We start from the raw sequence: 22,052 nt of genomic DNA on the forward strand, positions 1-22,052 counted from the left end.
CCGGCGCGGCGCTCCGCTCTTGCGCCGGCCCTCCCTGCATCTCGAACACCAAAGAACCACCCAGGAGTACCTTCGCATGAGATTTGCATTCACCCACAGCCAGATCGCGCTCGCCGCAGCGGCCGCGCTTGCCAGCCTCGCCACCGCCCCGATGGTGGCCAGCGCCGCCGGCAAGGCGCCCGGCCAGTACGTGACCGGCGACTTCCACAACCACACCACCTGCTCGGACGGCGCGATCTCGATGCAGAAGCTGGTCAAGAAGGCGACCGACAAGAGCGAAGGCACCTACGGCCTCGACTGGTTCGTGCAAGCCGGCCACGGCGGCAACGGCAACCGCAACTGCACGCTGGCCGAAGACGCCACGTTGTCGACACCGGCCTATCCGGCCGTCGCGGGCCAGGGCCCGACCACCACCTGGACCAACAGCATCGGCGCGGCCGCGATCAAGGGCGACGGCAGCGGTGTCGGCGGCACCGGCAACATGTGGCGCTGGCAGTCGATCCAGGAGTTCCAGTACCCGCTGATGGAGTACCTCTCGGCCTACAAGAGCCAGCCGCTGTTCATGGGCCTGGAGTCGGTCGTGGCCGGTCACGAGCACAGCTCGATGTCGGTGATCACCGGCCAGATGCCGGCGTCGATCGACAGCGCGACGCTGCCGACCACGGCCGGCTACACCGCCCTCGGCAATGCCAATGCGCTGGCGCAGTGGTCCTACTGCTTCGACCGCGGCGACACCGACAAGAGCCGCGGCAACGTCACCGGCTCGGCGATCGGGAACAACTGGAACTGCGCCGTCCCGGGCAGCAACAGCGCCGCCGACGCGAGCTGGAACGCGACCGCCCAGAAGCTCATTCCCGCCGGCGGCGCGGGCACCGGCACGCGCGGTCACCTGAAGACCGTCGAGGCGATGAAGTGGATGGCGCAGTACCACCCCAACGGCAGCTACTACGTGCCGGCGCACCTGGAGCGCGCCGGTCCGTTCAACCCGGACGGCAACAACGGCTTCAACATCGAGCACCTGCGCAACTTCAACAACGCGGCGCCGAAGGTCGCGTTCGGCTTCGAGACCCAGCCGGGCCACGGCGCGTCGTCGAACCGCGGCGAGTACCAGGTCAAGCGCAACAACTTCGGCGGCGTGCTGGTCGACTCGGTCGGCGGCACGACCTATGGCGGCACCGGCATCTACGGCGCGCAAGTCGGCGGCGTGTGGGACGCGCTGCTCGGCGAGGGGCGCAACTTCTGGTTCTTCGCGAGCTCCGACTGGCACAACCGCGGCAGCTTCGGCCCCGACGATCGGCGCTCGACGCAGGACTTCCTGCCGGGCGAATACCAGCGCGACCACGTGATGGTGCGCAACGCCGGCGACAAGCTGCGCCCGCAGACCATCGTCGACGGCCTGCGCACCGGCAACAGCTTCGCGGCCAGCGGCCAACTGATCGACCGCCTGTCGTTCGTCGCCTGCGCTTCGTACAAGGGTGGCGGCGGCTTCCGCCCCGACGCGTCGGCCGAAGCGCTCGCCGTCAACGCCGCGACCAAGAACACCGACATCGACACGCCGCGCTGCGCGACGATGGGCGAGAAGCTGGTCGTCAAGCCCGGTGCCGAGATCGTCGTCGCGATCGTGCTGCGCGATCCGGCCGGTACCAACAACTCGCCGTACACCTTCGCGGACCCGTCGCTCGCGCAGATCGGCGTGAACCAGCCGCTGAACAAGCCGGTGCTGGACCATGTCGACCTGATCCGCGGGATGGTCGGGGGCTACAAGGCGCCGGGCTCGCCCGACTACGCCGGCGAGTGGCCGCGCAACACCGCCTGGCTGAAGGAAGACGGCTCGACCACCGGCCTGGCCGCCGTGCCGGCTGCGGCGAAGAACACGACCGCCACCGTGATCAAGACCTTCAACGGCAGCGGCAGCACACCGTGGGCGGCCGTGCATTCCGGCGATGACAACAGCACGTTCCTGAAGATGAGCTACCGCATCCCGGCGGTGACTTCGTCCCAGTACATCCGCCTGCGGGGCAGCAACCTCCCGGCGGCGGTGCCGCACGAGACCGACGCGGCGGGCAACCCGCTGAGCGACCTGTTCACGAACGCCAGCGACACCACCAAGCTGCGCATCCCGTGCACGGTGGTCGGCAGCAATGTCCCGGCGACCGGCACCAACTACACCGGCACCGCGATCGACGGTTGCCCCGCGCACCTGCCGGTGGTCGGCGGCGTGAAGTACGTGGCGTACGACGTTGCGGCCTGGGCTGATCTCTGGTTCTACAGCAACCCGATCTACATCGAGGTCGAGGGTTCGACGACGGTCGCTGGCGTCAAGTAGGGGGCCGACTCACCCACCAGCGCCGCGCGGCCTCGCGCGGCGCCTTTTTCGTTTGAGGAACCGATGTCCGCTGTCCTGCCCATTTCCACCACCCGCCGTGTACGCCTGCCGGCCTGGTCGCGCGAGCCGCTGCTGCATTTCGTCGTGCTCGGCGCGCTGCTGTTCGCGCTCGACCACGTCCTCGTCGGCCGCGCCGACGACCCGCGCACGATCGTCGTCGGCGCCGAGGTCGATGCCGAGGCGAAGCAGGTCTTCAAGGCCGCCCGCGGCCGCGAGCCCGATGCCGCCGAACTCGCCGCGCTGCGGGCGGTGTGGCTCGACAACGAGGTGCTGTACCGCGAGGGCCTGGCACTGCAGGTCGACAAGGGCGACACCGCGATCCGCGAGCGCGTGATCTTCAAGGCGCTCAGCGTGGTCGATGCCAACGTCAAGCTGCCGCCGGTCGACGACCGGGTGCTGCGCGCCTGGTTCGAGAGCCACCGCGCGAAGTACGACGATCCGGCCCGCTACGATTTTCAGGAAGCCGTGCTGGCGGGCGAGGCGTCGGAGACGGCGGTGCGCGGGTTCGTCGACGCGCTGAACGCCGGGCTGCCGGGCGATGCGAAGGCCGGCCTGCGCGTGTTCAAGGGGCGGCCGCATGCCAATCTGGCGCAGAGCTACGGCGCCGGGTTCGCCCAGGCGCTCGAGGGCACGACGCCCGGCGAATGGCGCGCGCTGCAGGCCCAGGATGGCTGGCATGCCGTGCGGCTGGATGCGATCACGCCGGCGCGGCCCGCGGCGTTCGAGACGCTGCGCGGCGTCGTCCAGCAGGACTGGACCGACGCGACGCTGTCCGCGCAGCGCAGCGCCGCCGTCAAGGCGCTGGCGCGCCAGTACCGCGTGAAGAATGAGGCACCGGCATGAACCGTCTGCTGCAAAGCCTGATGCTGCTCGCGGCGGTGCTGCTGCACGGCGGCGTCGGGGCCCACGAGATGAGCATGGCCGAGATGCAGCTGCGCGAGACCTCGCGCGGCGAGTTCCTCTGGCAATGGACGGCCAGCGAGAAGCGCGCCGCCAGCGAGGACCTGACGCCGGTCTGGCCCGAGGGCTGCCAGGCCGACGCAGCGATGTTGCGCTGCGGCGCGGCCGGCCTGACCGGCACGCTGGCGATCGACGGCGTCGGCAAGCGCTACTCCGCCGCATTGGTCAAGGTCTATTGGCTCGACGGGCAGTCGCACGTCTACACGATCACCGCCGGGCAACCCAAGGTGCAGCTCTACGGCGCCGCCAACGATCCACGCGACAGCGCGCAGATCGCCTGGGCGTACGTGCAACTCGGCGTCGAGCACATCCTGAGCGGCGTCGACCACCTGCTGTTCGTGATCGGCCTGCTGTTCCTGGTCGGCTTCAACCGCCGCCTGCTGTGGACGATCACCGCGTTCACGGCCGCCCACAGCCTGACGCTGGCCAGCAGCGCACTCGGCTGGCTGGTGCTGCGGCCGCCGCCGGTCGAGGCGACGATCGCGTTGTCGATCATGCTGGTCGCCGGCGAGGCGCTGCACCGGCGCGAGACGCTCGCGCGGCGCTGGCCGGCGCTGGTCGCGTTCCTGTTCGGGCTGGTGCACGGCCTGGGCTTCGCCGGCGCGCTGAAGGAGATCGGCCTGCCCGACGACCACCTGCTGGTGGCGCTGCTGACCTTCAACGTCGGCGTCGAGATCGGCCAGCTGATGACGGTCGCGGCGGCGTGGCTGCTCTGGCGCGCCAGCGCGCGCCTTCCGCGGCTGGCGCTGGCGCGCACCGCGGCGCTGTACGGCATCGGCACGCTGGCCGCGTACTGGTCGTGGCTGCGGATCGCGGCGATCTTCGCGTGAGCGCGCCGATGGACGAGGTCGTCGGCCTGTTTCCGATCCCGCTGCAGCGCTCGCGTGCGGTGCTGCCGCGCCCGCTGGTCGACGCGCTGGTGGCGCACTTCAGCGCGGCCGCGGTGCGCGACAACAACGCGTCGGCGCAGCTCTCGCACACCGCGATGCTGCGGCCCGGCGACAGCCCGCTGCTGGTCGAGGCGGCCGCGCGGATCACGCCGAAGCTCGCCGAGTTCGGCGCGCTGCTGTTCGGAGAGGCGCTCGGCTGGGGCTTGAAGGAGATGTGGGTCAACGTGCTCGACACCGGCGGCCGGCAGGCGATGCACAACCACGCCAACAGTTTCGTCTCCGGCGTCGTCTACCTGACGCCGACGCATCCGGAGTCGCGCACCGTGTTCATGAAGTCACCCGGCGGCACCGACTTCGTGTTCCGCAACGACCACGCCGGCACGACGCCTGGCGCCTACAACGCGGACAAGTGGGTCAGTCCGTTGCCCGATCCGGGCGACATGGTGCTGTTCCCGAGCTACCTGATGCACGCGGTCCCGCCGAACGTCGGCGCGCGCCGGATCACGCTGTCGTTCAACGCGATCCCGACGCGGCTCGATTCATGGGGTTACGCGGTGACCTTCAACGGCTGAGGGGCTCAGCCGCACTCGACCTGCACGATCTCGCGCCGCCCGCCGTCGATGCGTGCCGCCGAAAGCTGGCGGCCCCAGACACAGCCGGTGTCGAGCGCGAGCAGGTCGGGCCGGTCGATCAGACCGAGCGAGGCCCAGTGACCGCACGCGATCGGCGTGCCCTTGGTGCGCCGGCCCGGCGCCTCGAACCAGGGGTAGAAGCCCGGCGGGGCGCCGTCGGCACCGTCCTTGGTGACGAGATCGAGCGTGCCGTCGGCCGCGACGAAACGCGTGCGCGTCAGCACGTTGATCACGAAGCGCAGGCGCTCGACGCCGGCCAGCGTGTCGCTCCAGCGCACCGGCTGGTCGCCGTACATCTGCGGCAGGAAGTCGCGCAGCCCGTCGCCGCGCAGCAGCGCCTCGACCTCGCCGGCCAGCGCCAGCGTCTGCGCCGCGTCCCATTGCGGCACGACGCCGGCGTGGACCATCAGCCAACCGTGCGCGCTGACCGCCATGCGGCGCTGCCGCAGCCAGTCGAGCCAGGCGTCGCGGTCGGGCGCATCGAGGATCTCGGCAATCGTGTCGGTCGGGTGCGGCCGCCGCACGCCCTGCGCGACCGCGAGCAGGTTCAGGTCGTGGTTGCCCAGCAGGCACACGGCCGCGTCGCCGAAGCTACGCAGGCGCCGCAGCGTCTCGAGCGACGCAGGCCCGCGGTTGACGAGGTCGCCGAGCACGTAAATCCGGTCGCGCGACGGTGAGAAATCGATCTTCGCGAGGAGCCGGTCGAGGGCGTCGCAGCAGCCTTGCACATCGCCGATCAGGTAATCCATCGCTCGATGCTAGCCGGCCCGCTCGGGCGCGGCCCGGGGTGGAGACGGTATGGATTCTGCTACCCTGCCATTCCCTCATTGCCGCGCCCGCCGCATGGACGTTGCCCTTCTGTTCTTCCTGATCGTGCTGAATGCGCTGTTCGCCATGTCCGAGATGGCGCTGACGGCGAGCCGCAAGGCCAGGCTGCAGGTGATGATCGAGGCGGGCGAGTCCGGCGCGCAGGCGGCGATGGACCTGCACGAGAACCCCACCAAGTTCCTGTCGGTCGTGCAGATCGGCATCACGTCGATCGGCGTGCTGAACGGCATCGTCGGCGACGCCGCGTTCTCGGCGCCGTTCGCGCACTGGCTGCACGAGCGCTTCGCGATCCAGGAGCGCGCGGCCGAGATCAGCGCCACCGCGATGGTGGTGATGATCATCACCTTCGTCACCATCATCTTCGGCGAGCTGGTGCCCAAGCGGATCGGCCAGACGCACCCGGAGTCGGTCGCGCGCCTGGTCTCGCGGCCGATGGAGTGGCTCTCGCTGATCGGCCGGCCGTTCGTCAAGCTGCTGACGGTGTGCACCGAGACCACGCTGCGCCTGCTCGGCATCAAGGACGGCCCGGGCCGCAGCGTCACCGAGGAGGAGATCGCCGCCAGCCTCGAGGAGGGCCTGGACGCCGGCGTCATCGAGGCGCAGGAGCACCAGATGGTGCGCAACGTGTTCCGCCTCGACGACCGGCAGGTCGGCTCGATGATGATCCCGCGCGCCGAGATCGTCTGGCTCGACGTGGCCGCGTCGACCGACGAGGTGCTCGGCCTGATCGGCAACGAGGAGCACTCGCGCTACCCGGTGTGCCGCGGCGGCCTCGACGACGTGCTCGGCGTGATCTCCGCGCAGACGCTGCTGCAGCAGGTGATGAAGGGCCAGGCCATGGCGCTGGCCGACGGGCTGCAGCCCTCGGTGTTCGTGCCCGAGACGCTGTCCGGCATGGAGCTGCTCGAGCACTTCCGCGCGTCGAGCGCGCAGCTGGTGTTCGTCGTCGACGAGTACGGCGAGGTGCAGGGCATGATCACCGTGCGCGACGTGCTGGAGGCGATCACCGGCGAGTTCGCCACGCCCACCGCCGACGACGCCTGGGCCGTGCAGCGCGAGGACGGCAGCTGGCTGTTCGACGGCCTGATCCCGGTGCCCGAGTTGAAGGACCGGCTCGAGCTGAAGGAGCTGCCGGAGGAGGACCGCGGCCGCTACAACACGCTGGCCGGCATGATCATGCTGCTGCTGGGCCGCCTGCCGCACACCACCGACTCGGTCGAGTGGGACGAATGGCGCTTCGAGGTCGTCGACCTCGACGGCAAGCGGGTCGACAAGGTGCTCGCGAGCCGCCTGCCGGCCCATGCGTCGGGCAACGGATCGTCCGAATGAGCGCGTCCATCGGGCTGTTCGACCGCTTCCTGTCGACCGCCGCGATGGCCGCGGTCTTCGACACCCCGGCGATCGTGCAGGGCATGCTCGACTTCGAGGCTGCGCTCGCGCGCGCGCAGGCCGCCGAGGGGGTGATCCCGGCCGGCGCGGCGTCGGCGATCGCCGCAGCGTGCCGGCACGAGCGCTTCGATCTGGACGCGCTGGTCGTGGCCGGCACACGCGCGGGGTCGCTCGCGATTCCACTGGTCAAGACGCTCACCGCCGCGGTCGCCGCCGCCGACGAACCGGCCGCGACCTGGGTCCACCGCGGCAGCACCAGCCAGGACGTCATCGACACGGCGATGGTGCTCGCAACGCGCCGCGCCGTCGCGATGATCGATGGTCGGCTCGGTGCGCTGATCCACGCGCTGCTGGCGCTTGCGCAGGCTCACGACGATGTGCCGATGCTCGGCCGCACGCTGATGCAGCCGGCGCTGGTCATCAGCGTCGGCTTCAAGCTGGTCGGCTGGGTCGCGCCCCTGGTGCGTGCGCGGCAGCGCCTGCGCAAGGTCGCGGCGCGTGCGCTGCAGTTGCAGCTCGGCGGGGCGGTCGGCACCCTGGCGGTGATGGGCGCTGTCGGGCCGGCCGTCGCGGCGCGCATGGCGCGCGAGCTCGGCCTGGCCATGCCGCCGGGCGCCTGGCACACCCAGCGCGACGAGTGGGTCGGGCTCGGCTGCGAGATCGGCCTGCTGTGCGGCTCGCTCGGCAAGATCGCGACCGACATCGCGCTGCTCGCGCAGGGCGAGATCGCCGAGATGGCCGAGCCATCGGGCGACGGCCGTGGGGGCTCGTCGGCGATGCCGCACAAGCGCAATCCGGTCGCCTCGATGACCGCGCTGGCCGCCGCGTTGCGCACGCCGCACCGCGTCGCGGCGCTGCTGGCGGCGATGCCGCAGGCCCACGAGCGCGGCCTCGGCGACTGGCAGGCCGAGCTGGCCGAGTGGCCCGGGCTGTTCCTCTCGGCGCACGGCGCGCTCGACGCGCTGGCGGAGGCGGCGGCGGGTCTCAAGGTCGACAGCGCGCGCATGCGCCGCAACATCGAGGCGCTGAACGGCCTGGTGTTCGCCGAGGCCGCCGCCATGCTGCTCGCGCCGCAGCTCGGCAAGGCGCGTGCGCAGGCGCTGCTCGACACGTTGTCGCGCGCGACGACAAAGGGGCGCCCGTTGGCCGCGCAGGTGGAGCAGGCGGTCGCGGCCGACCCGGCACTTGCGTCGACGATCGACGCCGGGGCGCTGCGCGCGGCGTTCGACATCGACGCCGCCGCGCGCCAGGCCAGCGCCGCGGCCGCCCCGCAATGGTCCGCGCTGCGCGCCGCCGTCGCGGCGCTCGATGCGCACCCCTTCGACATCCCGACATGAGGTCTCCACGATGAACCCCACCGACGACCGCCAGGACGATTTCGACCGCGGCGTGAAGAACCGCCGCGCGGTGCTCGGCGACGCCTGGGTCGACAAGTCGTTGAACAACGCGACCGAGTTCAACGCCGAGTTCCAGCACCTGATCACGCGCTATGCGTGGCACGACATCTGGGGCCGCCCGGGGCTCGATCACCCGACCCGCCGCCTGCTCGTGCTCGGCATGACGATGGGGTTGGCGCGCTGGGAGGAGTTCGAGCTGCACTGCCGCGCCGCGATCCGCGGCGGCGTGCCGCTCGGCCTGATCAAGGAAACGCTGATGCAGGGCGCCATCTACTGCGGCGTTCCTGCGGCGAACACCGGCTTCAAGATCACGATGGACATCCTGCGCGAGGAGGGCCTGCTGCCCGCGCCGGCGCCGCTCTCCGCGAACGCGCGGGTCGCGGTGCACCACACGTTCAGCCAGCCGCAGCTGGCGGTGGCGGTGCAAGGTGCCGCCGATGCAGCCGGTGCCCCGATCGTGCTGAGCCACGCGCTCGGCCTGGACCTGCACATGTGGGACGACCTGGCCGTGCACCTCGCCGCGCAGGGGCACCCGGTGCTGCGCTACGACCACCGCGGCCATGGCGGCTCGGCGGTGCCGCCGGGGCCCTACACGATGGACCAGCTGGTCGGCGACGCCGCGCGCCTGATCGGCGAATGGGGTCGCGGCCCGATCGTGTGGGTCGGTCTGTCGATGGGCGGCATGGTCGGGCAGGGCCTGGCGGTGCGCCACCCCGAGCTGGTCAAGGCGCTGGTTCTTGCCAACACCACGTCGCAATACCCGCCGGCGGCTGCCGCGGTGTTCGCCCAGCGCATCGAGAAGGTCGAGCAGGGCGGCATGGCGTCGATCGTCGACTCGGTGATGGAGCGCTATTTCAGTGCCGACTTCCGCGCCTCCCGGCCCGACGCGGTGGACGCGGCCCGCGCGAAGGTGCTGCGCAGTGATCCCGCCGGTTACGTGGCCACCTGCCACGCGGTGGGCCGGGTCGACTGGCTGGAGCAGCTGAGCGAGGTGCGCTGTCCGACGCTGGTCATCGCCGGCGCGCTCGACGTCGGCGCGCCGGTCGCGATGTCGCAGGCGATGGCCGAGCGCATCCCCGGCGCCGAACTGGTGGTATTCGACCAGGCCTCGCACCTCAGCGTGGCCGAGCAGCCGGCGGCGTTCACCGCGACGCTCGATGGCTTCCTGAAGCGCCTGCCCGTCTGACCCCGGCCGCGTCGCTGCCATCCAGGACGCCGCCGATGACCACCCCGAGCACCGTCGCCGGCCTGTCGCCTCAGGATGTCGAGGCGATCCTCGACGTGACCCGCGCGCTGGCCGCGCCGTTCGACCTGCTGACGATGCTCGCGACCGTGACCGCCGCGGCGCGCCAGGTGCTGCATGCCGAACGCAGCTCGGTCTGGCTGCACGACGCCGCCACCGACGAGCTGGTGCTCGAAGTGGCCGACGACATCCGCCACGTGCGCGTGCCGGTCGGCACCGGCCTGGTCGGCGCCTGCGCGCGCGACCGGGTCGCGATCAACGTGCCCGATTGCTATGCCGACCCGCGCTTCGATCCCGGCGTCGACCGCCGTTCGGGCTTCCGCACGCGCTGCAGCCTGACCCAGCCGCTGATCGGCCACGACGGCGGGCTGGTCGGCGTGATGCAGGTGCTGAACAAGGAAGGCGGCGTGTTCGATGCCGCGGACCAGACGCTCGCGAACGCGCTCGCCGCGCAGTGCGCCGTCGCGCTCGCCCGGGTGCGCATGACCGAGGCGCTGCTCGAGGGCGAGAAGATGCGCCAGGAGCTGGAACTCGCCCGTGCGGTGCAGATGAGCACGCTGCCCGCGGCCATGCCGGTCGTGCCCGGCTACGACCTGTGCGGCACCTTCCTGCCGGCCGCACAGACCGGCGGCGACACCTACGACCTGGCGCTGATCGGACAGGGCCTGCTGGTCGTGATCGGCGACGCCACCGGCCACGGCATCGCGCCGGCGCTGTCGGTCACGCGCATGCACGCGATGCTGCGCATGGCCTTCCGCCTCGGCGCCGACCTGGAGACCGCGTTCGGCCAGGTCAACGAGCAGCTCGAGGCCACGCTCCCCGACGACCGTTTCATCACCGCGTTCGTCGGCCTGCTCGACCCGGCGGCCCACCGGGTGCGCTACCTCAGCGGCGGGCAGGGGCCGATCCTGCATTTCCAGGCCACCACTGGCACGTGCGTGCGGCATCGGCCGACCGGCCTGCCGCTTGGCGCCATGGTGCTGCCGGTGCGGCGTCCGGCCGCCGTCATCGAGCTGGCGCCGGGCGACATGCTGGTGCTGCTGAGCGACGGCGTGTTCGAGTTTTTCGCGCCCGATGGCGAGGCGTTCGGCGAGGACCGTGTCGAGGCCGTGCTGCGCGAGCACCACCGCGAGCCGACCTCGTCGCTCTCGGCACGGTTGCTCGACGCCGTGCGCGGCTTCGCGCGCGGCGCGCCGCAGGAGGACGACGTGACGATGGTGCTGGTCAAGCGCCTGCCGGCCGCATGACCGCGTCACGCACCTTCGCCCGCCGCGTCGATGCACTCGACGAGATCGCCGCGTTCACCGCCGCCGCGTTGCAGGGCCGCGAGATCGAGCCCGACCAGCGCCGCACGATCGATTTCGCGATCGAGGAACTGTTCACCAACATCATCAAGTACAGTCGCGACGGCGCCCATCCGGTCGGGATCGCGATCGAGTGCGGCGAGGCGGCGGTGACCGTTCGCCTCGTCGACATCGACGTCGAGCCTTTCGACATCACGGCGGCGCCCGAGGTCGACACCACGCTGCCGCTGGCGCAGCGGACACCCGGCGGCCTCGGGCTCCACCTGGTGCGCCGCCTGGTCGACGACTTGACCTACGACTACCGCGAAGCGACCCGCGAGAGCCACATCGGTTTTCGCGTGCCGTACCGGCGGACGGCCTGAGACACGGCAGGAGCAGGACGATGCTGAGCTTGGATTCGGAAGCGGATGGATCGGTGGCGGTCGTCGGCCGGCTCGATGCCGCGCAGGCGCCCGCGGCGCAGGCCTTCCTCGATCGCCTGAGCGGGCCCGTCGTGCTGGATTGCACCCGGCTCGACTACATCTCCAGCGCCGGACTCGGCGTGCTGCTCAAGACCCAGAAGCGCCTGATGGCCAGCGCCGGCCGGCTGCGGTTGCGCGGCGTGAGCCGGCATGTGCGCGACATCCTCGTGTACTCCGGCTTCGACCAGATCATCGAGATCGAGGCGGCGCCGTAGCCGACTTTTCACTCCGAGCACCAACTTTCAGCGCCGCCGCCCGTACTTGTGGAAGACGACGACGACCGGGCTCTGCTGGCGCGCTTCCGCGTCGGCGACCGCGAGGCGTTCACCACGCTGGTGGTGCGCTACCAGCGGCCGATCTACAACGCGGCGCTGGCGATCCTGCGCCGGGCCGAGGACGCGAGCGACGTGACCCAGACGGTGTTCCTGCGCATCGTCGAACGAGGAGACGGATATGACCCGCAGTACAAGCTGTTCAGCTGGCTCTACCGCATCGCCGTCAACGAGTCGCTCGACCTGCTGCGCCGTGGCCGACGCGAAGCGCCGCTCGACGACGAGATCGACCTCCCCGACCTCGACGGGCACGGCCCCGAGGCGCTTCTGAGCGAAGCGCAGATGAACGCCCGCATCCGCCGCAGCGTGATGAGCATGTCGGTCAACGACCGCGTCGTGCTGACGCTGCGCCACTTCTCCGACTGCAGCTACGAGCAGATCGCCGAGATCCTCGACCTGAACGAGAAGACCGTGAAGTCCCGCCTGTTCGACGCGCGGCGCCGGCTGCGCGGCCTGCTGGGTGACCTGTCATGACCCATCACGAGTTCGTCGAACGCATCCAGGCCGTGCTGGAAGGCGCCGCCTCGCCCGAGGAGCAGCGCGAACTGGAGCAGCGGCTCGCGGCGGACGCGGCCGCGCGCGCCGAGTTCGCGCAGTGGCAGCGCCTGTTCGTGGCGCTCGACCGGGTGCCGCAGGCGTCGCCGCCGGAAGGGCTGGTCGCCTCGATCACCGCGGCCGCCGCACCGCATTTTTCGACATCGCGCGAAGCGAACCAACTTTTCGACCGTGACGACGTAATTGGGTACAGGGCACCAGAACATCGTAGCGCGAGGTCCTGGCTTCGAGCAACCATCCGTCCGCACGACCGGCCGGGTCCGCATCAGGAGAGAGAGAACATGAGCGAACAAGCACGTACGGGCTCCCAACGCAGGCTGTGGGCAGGTGGCGCGGTGGCGGTGCTGGCGATCGGCGTCGCGCTGATCGCGTTCGACTACCCGCCGAAGAGCCAGGACGTCACCGGCACGATCGCGCCGGCCGAGCGCTACCGCGCGCCGCAGGCGACGAGCGAGCCGGTCAAGCTCGGCGACCAGACGATCGCGCAGCTGATGCAGAACGACGGCTTCGACAAGGCCATCAAGGACCCGCAGATGCAGTCGCTGTCGCAGGACGCGAGCTTCCGCATGCTGGCGCAGGTGCTGGCGCGCAGCCCGGACGCCAGTCGTACGATGCTCGGCAACATCGAGGCGGCGCGGGCGACGGTCGAGAACCAGGCACTCGCGAAGATGATGCTCGAGAACGTCGCCGCGAGCCGGATCGCGCTGGAAGCCGTGGCCGCCGACAAGACCGCGACCGCCGCCGTCCGCGAGGCCGCGATGGTCGCGGCGCTGACGGCCGCGGCCGAGCGCACCCAGAGCGCCGACGCCCGCGTCAACCTCAGCGTCGCGCAGCGCACCGACCTGGCCCGTGCGATGGCCGAGAAGATGGATGCGAGCCGCCAGATCCTGCAGAGCGTCGAGGCCAGCCGCATGGCGATGAGCACCCCGGCGGTCGCGCAGGCAGTCCTGGCCAATGTCGAGGCGAGTCGCGTGCTGATGAGCACCGACGCGTCGCGCGTCCCCAGCAAGGCGGAGGCCGCGCTGATGCTGCAGCGGGTCGAGGCGAGCAAGGCGCAGCTCGAACGGGCGCGGATGGATCGCTCAGTGGCGGAGCGCGTCGCTCAATAAACCACCGATCCGCAGGGAGGTGAAACCGCCGGCCCCGCGCCGGCGGTTTTCATTTGGTAACGAATATCGGTATCCTTCGCGGCTGGCGTCACCAGGAGTCGTTGTTTGCGCCCAGGCCCGATCGTCCTTCTCGCCGCGCTGATGTTCGGCGCCACCGCCGCAGCCACGGCCGCCGACGACAGCCCGCTCGGGCTCGGGATGGTCGAGACGCCCGACCTGCGGTTGATCTACCAGACCCCGACGCTCGACTACCTGCTGCCGCACACGATCCAGACCTTCACCAACTCGCTGCGCTGGCAGCGCGAGCGCTTCGGCTGGGTGCCGTCGCAGCCGGTCACGGTGATGCTGAAGGACTTCTCGGACTACGGTAACGCCGGCGCGACGCCGATGCCGTTCAACACGCTGCGGGTCGAGGTCTCGCCCGCCTCGAACGCGTTCGAGACCAACCCGAGCAGCGAACGCATGTACTCGCTGATGAACCACGAGCTGGTCCACCTGGCGACCACCGACATCGCCACCGCCGCCGACCGCCGCTGGCGCGGCCTGCTGCTCGGCAAGGTGCCGCCGCAGCCCAAGCACCCCGAAACGCTGCTGTACAGCTACCTCACCGTGCCGCGCTTCAACGTGCCGCGCTGGCTGCTCGAAGGCGCGGCCGTGTTCATGGAGACCTGGATGGGCGGCGGCCTCGGCCGCGCGCAGGGCGGCTACGACGAGATGGTGTTCCGCGCGATGGTGCGCGATGACGCCCCGTTCCACGACCCGCTCGGGCTCGAGTCGCGCGGCGTGCGGATCGACTTCCAGGTCGGTGCCAACGCCTACCTGTACGGCACGCGCTTCATCACCTGGCTCGCCTACGCGCACACGCCAGAGAAAGTGGTCGAGTGGCTGCGCCGCGACGAGGGCAGCCTGCGCCACTACGCCGACCAGTTCCAGCAGGTGTTCGGGATGCCGCTGGACACCGCCTGGCGCGAGTGGGTGGCGTTCGAGCGCGAGTTCCAGCGCCGCAACCTCGTCGAGGTGCGCAAGCAGCCGATCACGCCGCTGCGGGCGCTGGTGCCGGTGGCGGTCGGCTCGAGCTCGCGCACCTACTTCGACGAGGCGAGCGGCACGCTATACGGCGCGTTCCGCTACCCCGGGGTGGTCGAGCACGTCGGCGCGATCGACACGAAGACCGGCGCGGTGCGACGCCTGGCCGACATCAAGGGCGCGATGCTCTACTCGGTGACCGCATTCGCCTACGACCCGGCGCACCGCACCGCGTTCTTCACGACCGACAACCTCGCGTACCGCGACCTCGTCGCGCTCGATGTCGTGACCGGCAAGACCACGCCGCTGCTGAAGGACGCGCGCATCGGCGAGCTGGTGTTCAACGCTGCCGACCGTTCGCTGCTCGGCGTGCGCCATCAGAACGGCCTGGCCACGATCGTGCGCATCCCGTACCCGTACACCGAGTGGAACCAGCTCCACACCTTCCCCTACGGCGTGGTGCCGACCGACCTCGACGTGTCGCCCGACGGGTTGCGCGTCTCGGCGTCGGTCAGTGAGGTCCACGGCGACCAGTTCGTGCGGGTCTGGACGCTCGCGCCACTGCTCGAAGGCCGGCTCGAGCAGGTCAGCGAATTCCGCTTCGGCCAGGCCGCGCCCGAGGGCTTCGTGTTCTCGCGCGACGGCCGCTATCTCTACGGCAGCAGCTACTACACCGGGGCGTCGAACATCTTCCGCTACGAGGTCGCGACCGGGAAGACCGACGCGGTGACGAATGCCGAGACCGGCCTGTTCCGCCCCGTGCCGACCGACGACGGCCGGCTGATGGTGCTGAACTTCACCGGCCAGGGCTTCGTGCCGAGCGTGGTCACGCCGCGCCCGCTCGAGGACGTGAGCGCGGTGCGCTTCCTCGGCGCCGAGCTGGCGGCGCGCCACCCGGTCGTCACGCGCTGGCAGGTGCCGCCGCCGAGCACGGTCGACGACGAGAAGCTGGTCACGCGGCGCGGCCACTACGCGCCGCTGCAGCAGCTGCAACTGCAGAGCGCCTACCCGGTGCTGCAGGGCTACAAGGACGCGGTCGGCGTCGGCTACCACGCCAACATCGACGACCTGCTCGGCTTCGCGCACGTCGGCATCACCGCCGCCTACACGCCGGATGCGGCGCTGAAGCAGGACGAGCGCGCGCACGTGCAGATCGACGCCCGCTACCTCGGCTGGCGCGGCGCGCTGTCGTGGAACCGCTCCGATTTCTACGACCTCTCCGGCCCGACCAAGCGCAGCCGCAAGGGCCTGGCGGTGAGGCTGGGCTACGACCAGCCGCTGGTCTTCGACGAGCCGCGCCGCCTCGACCTGAAGCTCGACCTCGCGTACTTCGACAAGATCGACACGCTGCCGGATTACCAGAACGTCTCGAGCGGCTTCACGCGGCTGACGACCGCGTCGGCGGGCCTGTACTTCACCGACGTGCGGCGCTCGCTCGGCGGCGTCGACGACGAGAAGGGCGTGCGCGCGACCGGCGTGCTGTCGGCCAGCCTCGCGCAGCGCCGCACCACGCCGCAGCTGCGCGGCAATGTCGACGCGGGCTACGCGCTGCCGTGGGGGCACTCGTCGGTCTGGTCGCGCACCGCGTTCGGCGCCGCCAGCGGCGACCGCAGCAACCCGCTCGCGAACTTCTATTTCGGCGGCTTCGGCAACAACCGCATCGACGACGGCGAGGTCAAGCGCTACCGCGACTACGACGCGATGCCCGGCTTCCGCCTCAACGAGATCGCCGGCCTGTCGTTCGTGCGCCAGATGGTCGAGTGGAACCTGCCGCCGCTGGTGTTCGAGTCGGCCGGCATGCCGGGCTTCCATGCCACCTGGTTGCGGCCGGCGGTGTTCGCCAGCGCGCTCTGGACCGACCCCGGCCGCGCGACGCTGCGCAAGCGCTACACGAGCATCGGCACGCAGCTCGACCTGCGTTTCAGCGTGCTGCACTGGTACGAGATGATCCTGTCGGCCGGCGTCGCGGTGGGGTCGGAGCGCGGTGGCCGCACCGGGCACGAGTGGATGGTCTCGCTGAAGATCATGTAGGGAGCGCGCACCGGTCCATGCTGTCCACGTCGTTGATCGCCGCGCTGCTGTGCCTGCTGCCGGTGCTGTGCTTCCTGACCACGCTGTTCTGGCTCGACAGCTACCAGCTCGTGCGGCCGGGCCTCGTCGTCGTCGTGCTGCTCGGTGGCGTGGCGGCCGCGGTGCTCGCGTTCTTCGTCAACCAGGCGTTGCTCGGCCGCATCGCGATCGAGCCATTCACGTACAGCCGCTACGTCGCGCCGGTCGTCGAGGAGGCGTTGAAAGCGGTCGTGGTCGTGCTGCTCATCCGGCGCCACCGCATCGGCTTCCTGGTCGATGCCGCCATCCTCGGCTTTGCGGTCGGCTGCGGCTTTGCGCTGATCGAGAACCTGTACGTGCTGTGGCACGCGCAGGACGCCGTCTGGTCGACCTGGGTGGTGCGCGGTTTCGGCACCGCGATCATGCACGGCGGCGCGACTGCGATCGTCGCGATGATAGGCCTCGCCGTCACCGAGCGCGACGAGCGGCGCGGCCTGCTGGCGGCACTGCCCGGCTTCGCGGTGGCGGTGCTGCTGCACGCCGCGTTCAACCACCTGACCGAGGCGCCGAAGGTTGCGACGCTGGCCGTGCTGGTCGTGGTGCCGCCGCTGCTGCTGTTCGCGTTCCACCGCGGCGAGCGCACGCTGGGCGACTGGCTGGGCCGCGGCTTCGACGCCGACACGCAGCTCCTCGCGCTGATCCACTCGGGTGAACTCGCCGCCTCGCCGGCGGGTCGCTACCTGCACGACCTGCGCAGCCACTTCCGCGGCCCGGTGGTCGCGGACCTGCTTTGCTACCTGGGCCTGTTCACCGAACTCGCGCTGCGCGCCAAGGGCGTGCTGATGATGCGCGAGAACGGCTTCGAGCCGACGCTCGACGACGAGACCCGCGCCAAGTTCGACGAATTGCACTACCTCGAGGCCAGCATCGGCCGCACCGGCATGCTGGCGCTGCACCCGCTGCTGCCCATGCGCCGCAAGGCGCTGTCGCAGATCTACTCGCTCGCCGACTGACGCCGGCGGGCGGCTCCGCGCTCAGCCGTTCTCGTGGCGCCGCTGCTCCAGCGCGCCGGCGTGCGCGACCGCGAGCGCCGTCATGTTGACGACACGGCGCACCGTGGCGGCGGGCGTCAGGATGTGCGCGGGCGCGGCGACGCCGAGCAGGATCGGCCCGACCGTCACGCCTTGCCCGCCGGTCATCTTCAGCACGTTGTAGAGGATGTTGGCGGCGTCGAGGTTCGGCAGCACCAGCACGTTGGCGCTGCCGGTCAGCGTCGAATCGGGCATCGCCGCCTCGCGCATGGTCTCGTCGAGCGCGAGATCGCCGTGCATCTCGCCGTCGGCCGGCACGTCGGGCATGCGCGCGACGAACAGGTCGCGGGCGGCGCGCATCTTGCGCGCCGAGGGCCGCTTGCTGCTGCCGTAGGCCGAGTGCGAGAGGAACGCCACCCGCGGCGGCAGGCCGAAATGCTGCACCGCCTCGACCGCCATCGCGGCGATGTCGGCGAGCTGCTCGGCGCTCGGGTCGTCGTTGACATACGCGTCGGTGATGAACAGCGTGTGCTTCGGCAGCATCAGCGCGTTCAGCGCGGCATAGACCTGCGCGCTCTTGCGCTTGCCGATCACCTCGTCGATGTGCGAGAGGTGGTTCTCGTAGCGGCCCACCAGCCCGCACAGCATGCCGTCGGCGTCGCCCAGGTGCACCATCAGCGCGGCGATCGTCGTGTTCGAGCGGCGCACGGCGGCCTTCGCCATGTCGGGCGTGACGCCGTCGCGCGCGTTCAGACGGTGGTAGGTCTCCCAGTACTGGCGGAAGCGGGCGTCGTCCTCCGGATTCACGACTTCGAAATCACGCCCCGCCTGCAGCCGCAGCCCGGCGCGCTCGACCCTCGCCGCGATCACCGCCGGCCGGCCGATCAGGATCGGCTTGACCAGCTTCTCGTCGAGCGCGATCTGCACCGCGCGCAGCACGCGCTCGTCCTCGCCTTCGGCATACGCGATGCGCTTCGGCGACGCCTTGGCGGCGCCGAACACCGGCCGCATGAACATGCCGGTGTGGGTGACGAAGCGGGTCAGCGACTGGCGGTACGCCTCCATGTCGGCGATCGGCCGGGTCGCGACGCCCGAGGCTTCGGCGGCCTTCGCCACGGCTGGCGCGATGCGCAGGATCAGGCGCGAATCGAACGGCGTCGGGATCAGGTAGTCGGGGCCGAAGCGCAACTCGCGGCCGGCGTAGGCGGAGGCGACCTCGGCGCTGATCTCGGCCTTCGCGAGGTCGGCGATCTCGCGCACGCAGGCGACCTTCATCGCCTCGGTGATCGAGGTCGCGCCGCTGTCGAGCGCGCCGCGGAAGATGTACGGGAAGCACAGGACGTTGTTGACCTGGTTCGGGTAGTCGGAGCGGCCGGTCGCGATGATGCAATCGGGCCGCACCGCCTTGGCGAGCTCGGGGCGGATTTCGGGCTCGGGGTTGGCGAGCGCGAGGATGATCGGCTGGCGCGCCATGCTCTTGACCATGTCCTGCGTGACCGCCCCGGCGGCCGAGCAGCCGAGCAGCACGTCGGCGCCGTCCATCACGTCGGCCAGCGTGCGCGCAGCGGTCTTCTGCACATAGCGCTGCTTCGACGCATCGAGCTTGTCCTCGCGGCGGTCGTGGACCACGCCCTTGGAATCGCAGACGAAGATGTTGGCGCGCGAGACGCCCAGTTCGACCATCAGATCGAGACAGGCGATCGCTGCGGCACCCGCGCCCGACACCGCGACCTTGACCTCGCCGATCTGCTTGTTGACCAGTTCCAGCCCGTTCAGCAGCGCCGCGGCGGAGATGATCGCGGTGCCGTGCTGGTCGTCGTGGAACACCGGGATCTTCATGCGCTCGCGCAGCTTCTTCTCGATGTAGAAGCACTCGGGCGCCTTGATGTCCTCGAGGTTCACGCCGCCCAGTGTCGGCTCCAGCGCGGCGATGATCTCGACCAGCTTGTCCGGGTCGCGCTCGGCGAGCTCGATGTCGAACACGTCGATGCCGGCGAACTTCTGGAACAGGCAGCCCTTGCCCTCCATCACCGGCTTGCCCGCCAGCGGGCCGATGTCGCCCAGGCCGAGCACCGCGGTGCCGTTGGTGACCACGCCGACCAGGTTGCCGCGCGAGGTGTATTCGGCCGCCAGCGACGGATCGGCCTCGATCGCGAGGCAGGCATAGGCGACGCCGGGCGAGTACGCGAGCGACAGGTCGCGCTGGTTGCTCAGCGGCTTGGTCGGCACCACGGCGATCTTGCCTCGCACGGGCGTGCGGTGGTATTCGAGTGCGGCGTCGCGCAGGGCGCTCTCGGCGGTCGAGAGTTCGGTGGTGTTCTTTTTCAAGGCGGCGCTCCGCAATGCAAATGGGACGGTAAGGGGGATGACAACGACCATGGTGCTCCATCGCCCCGGGCATGGCAACCGCTGGAAAGCCCGAATCGCGGCCCACCGGCGGGCGACCAGAATGGCCCGACATCCAAAGGAGAAGGACCATGCAAATGAAACGATTCGTGCCGCAGGCCTCGACCCTGTTGCTCACCGCAGGCGCGGCGTTCGTGCTCGTCGGCTGCGGGGGTGGCGGGGACGATCCCGTGGACACCGTCTGCGCCGTGACCAACACGACGGGCAGCGTCGTCGTCGGCTCCGGCCTGCCCGGCGATCCGGCGGCGCCCGAGCCGTCATCGGGCTACCGCACGGGCTACAAGCCGGTCCATGCGAAGAACTACATGGTCGTCACCGCCAACCCGCTGGCCAGCAAGGCCGGCTGCGACGTGTTGAAGGGCGGCGGCACGGCCGCCGACGCAGCGGTGGCGGTGCAGATGGTGCTGGGCCTGGTCGAGCCGCAATCCAGCGGCCTGGGCGGTGGCGCCTTCATGCTGTACTACGACGCCAAGGCCAAGACCGTGCAGTCCTACGATGGCCGCGAGACCGCGCCGGCCACCGCGACGGAAAACTACCTGCGCTGGATCGACGACGCGACGGATCAGACGACGCCGAAGCCGAGCGCGCGCGCCAGCGGCCGCTCGATCGGTGTGCCCGGTGCCGTGCGCATGCTCGACCTGGCGCACAAGGATCACGGCAAGCTGCCGTGGAAGGACCTGTTCGCGCCGGGCATCAAGCTCGCGACCGACGGCTTCGCGATCAGCGGCCGGATGGCCGACGCGATCGCCGGCGCACGCACCAACTTCCTGCGCGACGCCGACGCCACCGCGACCTACCTGAACGCCGACCTGACCGCCAAGCCGCTCGGCACCATCTTGAAGCTCCCGGCCTACGCCGACACGCTGACCACGATCGCGAACAATGGTGCCGACGCGCTCTACACCGGCCCGATCGCGCAGGCCATCGTCGACAAGACCGCGATCACGACCAGCGCCGCCGATGGCAGCGCGATCACCCCGGGCAAGCTCACGCTGGCCGATCTCGCCGCCTACCAGGCCAAGAAGCGCGAGCCGATCTGCACCACCTACCGCGCGTACTGGGTCTGCGGCATGCCGCCGCCGTCGTCGGGCGGCATCACGGTCGCCTCTGCACTGGGCGTGCTCGAGAACTTCAACCTCGGCCTGTACAAGCCGACCGCGCTCGACCTCGAGGGCGGCAAACCGCAGGTGATGGGCGTGCATCTGGTGAGCGAATCGGAGCGGCTCGCCTACGCCGACCGCGACAAGTACATCGCCGACACCGACTTCCAACCGCTGCCCGGCGGCAGTGCGGACACCTTGCTGAACAAGCCCTACCTGCGCGGCCGGGCCGACCTGATCAGCTTCTCGACCAGCATGGGCACCGCGCTGGCCGGCAACCTCGGCCCGGTGCCGCTGGGCGTCGACCGCACGCCGGAAAGCGGCACGACCCACATGACGATCGTCGACAAGGACGGCATTGCGCTGGTGATGACCACCACGGTCGAGAGCGGCTTCGGGTCGTTCCACATGACCCGCGGCTTCATCCTGAACAACCAGCTGACCGACTTCTCGGCGAGCCCGACCGATGGCACCGGCGCGCTGATCGCCAACCGCGTGCAGGCCGGCAAGCGCCCGCGCAGCTCGATGGCGCCGACTCTGGTGTTCAACATCGCGGCCGACGGCAGCAAGGGCGACTTCGTGATGGGCACCGGTTCGCCCGGCGGCAGCACGATCATCCAGTACGTCGTCAAGACACTGGTCGGCGTGCTCGACTGGGGGCTGGATGCGCAGCAGGCCACCTCGATGATCGACTTCGGCGCGGCGAACAGCCCGACCACGAACGTCGGCGGCGAGCACCCGAACGTCTCGGCCGCGAACAGCGGCGCGGCCGATCCGCTGGTGACCGGGCTGCGCGCGATGGGTCACACCGTCTCGGTCTCGGCGCAATCGAGCGGCATCGGCACGGTGCTGCGGGTGCAGTCGGGCGGCGCGCCCGCGCTGCAGGGCGGTGCCGATCCGCGGCGCGAGGGGCTGGTGCTCGGCGACACGTTCACGCCGTGACGGCATGAACCG

At 70.5% G+C, this 22,052-nt stretch carries 17 protein-coding genes; 15 read left to right on the forward strand and 2 right to left on the reverse strand.

The features are described from left to right. Nucleotides 1–76 precede the first annotated feature (76 nt). The 4 genes from ACWH49_RS18040 to ACWH49_RS18055 all read left to right on the forward strand — a co-directional run bounded on the left by ACWH49_RS18040 (nucleotide 77) and on the right by ACWH49_RS18055 (nucleotide 4,808). A complete protein-coding gene (locus ACWH49_RS18040; RefSeq protein WP_448172711.1) occupies nucleotides 77–2,326 on the forward strand; it encodes a hypothetical protein in 2,250 nt (749 codons plus the stop codon). A gap of 63 nt (nucleotides 2,327–2,389) precedes the next feature. Further along, the gene (locus ACWH49_RS18045) at nucleotides 2,390–3,229 is read left to right on the forward strand and encodes a peptidylprolyl isomerase (RefSeq protein ID WP_448172712.1); all 840 of its coding nucleotides are present in this window, start codon (nucleotides 2,390–2,392) and stop codon (nucleotides 3,227–3,229) included. Then, the gene (locus ACWH49_RS18050) at nucleotides 3,226–4,176 is read left to right on the forward strand and encodes a HupE/UreJ family protein (protein ID WP_448172713.1); all 951 of its coding nucleotides are present in this window, start codon (nucleotides 3,226–3,228) and stop codon (nucleotides 4,174–4,176) included. Before ACWH49_RS18045 ends, ACWH49_RS18050 begins: the two co-directional genes overlap by 4 nt. Continuing rightward, nucleotides 4,173–4,808, forward strand: coding sequence for a putative 2OG-Fe(II) oxygenase (locus ACWH49_RS18055; protein WP_448172714.1), 636 nt, complete (start codon nucleotides 4,173–4,175; stop codon nucleotides 4,806–4,808). Before ACWH49_RS18050 ends, ACWH49_RS18055 begins: the two co-directional genes overlap by 4 nt. Nucleotides 4,809–4,813: 5 nt before the next feature. Here the strand turns inward: ACWH49_RS18055 and ACWH49_RS18060 are convergent, their stop codons facing one another. Further along, nucleotides 4,814–5,617 carry a symmetrical bis(5'-nucleosyl)-tetraphosphatase gene (locus tag ACWH49_RS18060; protein ID WP_448172715.1) on the reverse strand — a complete coding sequence of 268 codons (804 nt, stop codon included), beginning with the start codon at nucleotides 5,615–5,617 and terminating at the stop codon, nucleotides 4,814–4,816. A 94-nt stretch (nucleotides 5,618–5,711) separates the two neighbouring features. On the opposite strand from ACWH49_RS18060, the gene ACWH49_RS18065 reads away from it, so the two are divergent. The 10 genes from ACWH49_RS18065 to ACWH49_RS18110 all read left to right on the forward strand — a co-directional run bounded on the left by ACWH49_RS18065 (nucleotide 5,712) and on the right by ACWH49_RS18110 (nucleotide 17,574). Further along, the gene (locus ACWH49_RS18065) at nucleotides 5,712–7,025 is read left to right on the forward strand and encodes a hemolysin family protein (RefSeq protein ID WP_448172716.1); all 1,314 of its coding nucleotides are present in this window, start codon (nucleotides 5,712–5,714) and stop codon (nucleotides 7,023–7,025) included. Beyond that, complete coding sequence (gene pcaB / locus ACWH49_RS18070; protein WP_448172717.1) at nucleotides 7,022–8,422, forward strand: 3-carboxy-cis,cis-muconate cycloisomerase; 1,401 nt, start codon at nucleotides 7,022–7,024, stop codon at nucleotides 8,420–8,422. The genes ACWH49_RS18065 and pcaB overlap by 4 nt, the downstream gene beginning before the upstream one ends. 10 nt (nucleotides 8,423–8,432) lie before the next feature. Beyond that, a complete protein-coding gene (pcaCD, locus tag ACWH49_RS18075) occupies nucleotides 8,433–9,668 on the forward strand; it encodes a bifunctional 4-carboxymuconolactone decarboxylase/3-oxoadipate enol-lactonase PcaCD (RefSeq protein ID WP_448172718.1) in 1,236 nt (411 codons plus the stop codon). A 35-nt stretch (nucleotides 9,669–9,703) separates the two neighbouring features. Next, complete coding sequence (locus tag ACWH49_RS18080) at nucleotides 9,704–10,972, forward strand: PP2C family protein-serine/threonine phosphatase (RefSeq protein ID WP_448172719.1); 1,269 nt, start codon at nucleotides 9,704–9,706, stop codon at nucleotides 10,970–10,972. Continuing rightward, complete coding sequence (locus ACWH49_RS18085) at nucleotides 10,969–11,391, forward strand: ATP-binding protein (protein WP_448172720.1); 423 nt, start codon at nucleotides 10,969–10,971, stop codon at nucleotides 11,389–11,391. Before ACWH49_RS18080 ends, ACWH49_RS18085 begins: the two co-directional genes overlap by 4 nt. A 20-nt stretch (nucleotides 11,392–11,411) precedes the next feature. After that, a complete protein-coding gene (locus ACWH49_RS18090; RefSeq protein WP_448172721.1) occupies nucleotides 11,412–11,705 on the forward strand; it encodes an STAS domain-containing protein in 294 nt (97 codons plus the stop codon). Nucleotides 11,706–11,753: 48 nt separating this feature from the next. Continuing rightward, nucleotides 11,754–12,296, forward strand: coding sequence for an RNA polymerase sigma factor (locus ACWH49_RS18095; RefSeq protein WP_448172722.1), 543 nt, complete (start codon nucleotides 11,754–11,756; stop codon nucleotides 12,294–12,296). Then, nucleotides 12,293–13,486, forward strand: a complete 1,194-nt coding sequence (locus ACWH49_RS18100; protein ID WP_448172723.1) for a hypothetical protein — start codon at nucleotides 12,293–12,295, stop codon at nucleotides 13,484–13,486. The genes ACWH49_RS18095 and ACWH49_RS18100 overlap by 4 nt, the downstream gene beginning before the upstream one ends. A gap of 105 nt (nucleotides 13,487–13,591) precedes the next feature. Continuing rightward, nucleotides 13,592–16,543, forward strand: a complete 2,952-nt coding sequence (locus ACWH49_RS18105) for a hypothetical protein (protein ID WP_448172724.1) — start codon at nucleotides 13,592–13,594, stop codon at nucleotides 16,541–16,543. A gap of 17 nt (nucleotides 16,544–16,560) precedes the next feature. Further along, nucleotides 16,561–17,574: a PrsW family glutamic-type intramembrane protease gene (locus tag ACWH49_RS18110; RefSeq protein ID WP_448172725.1), complete on the forward strand. Its 1,014-nt coding sequence runs from the start codon at nucleotides 16,561–16,563 to the stop codon at nucleotides 17,572–17,574. Nucleotides 17,575–17,595: 21 nt separating this feature from the next. Here ACWH49_RS18110 and ACWH49_RS18115 read toward each other — a convergent pair whose 3' ends face one another. Next, a complete protein-coding gene (locus tag ACWH49_RS18115; protein WP_448172726.1) occupies nucleotides 17,596–19,920 on the reverse strand; it encodes an NADP-dependent malic enzyme in 2,325 nt (774 codons plus the stop codon). Nucleotides 19,921–20,069: 149 nt separating this feature from the next. Between ACWH49_RS18115 and ggt the strand changes: the two genes are divergently transcribed. Continuing rightward, entirely contained in the window at nucleotides 20,070–22,040 is a 1,971-nt protein-coding gene (ggt, locus tag ACWH49_RS18120; protein ID WP_448172727.1) for a gamma-glutamyltransferase, read from the forward strand. Nucleotides 22,041–22,052 lie beyond the last annotated feature (12 nt).

The sequence above is a fragment of the Rhizobacter fulvus genome (assembly GCF_964020785.1).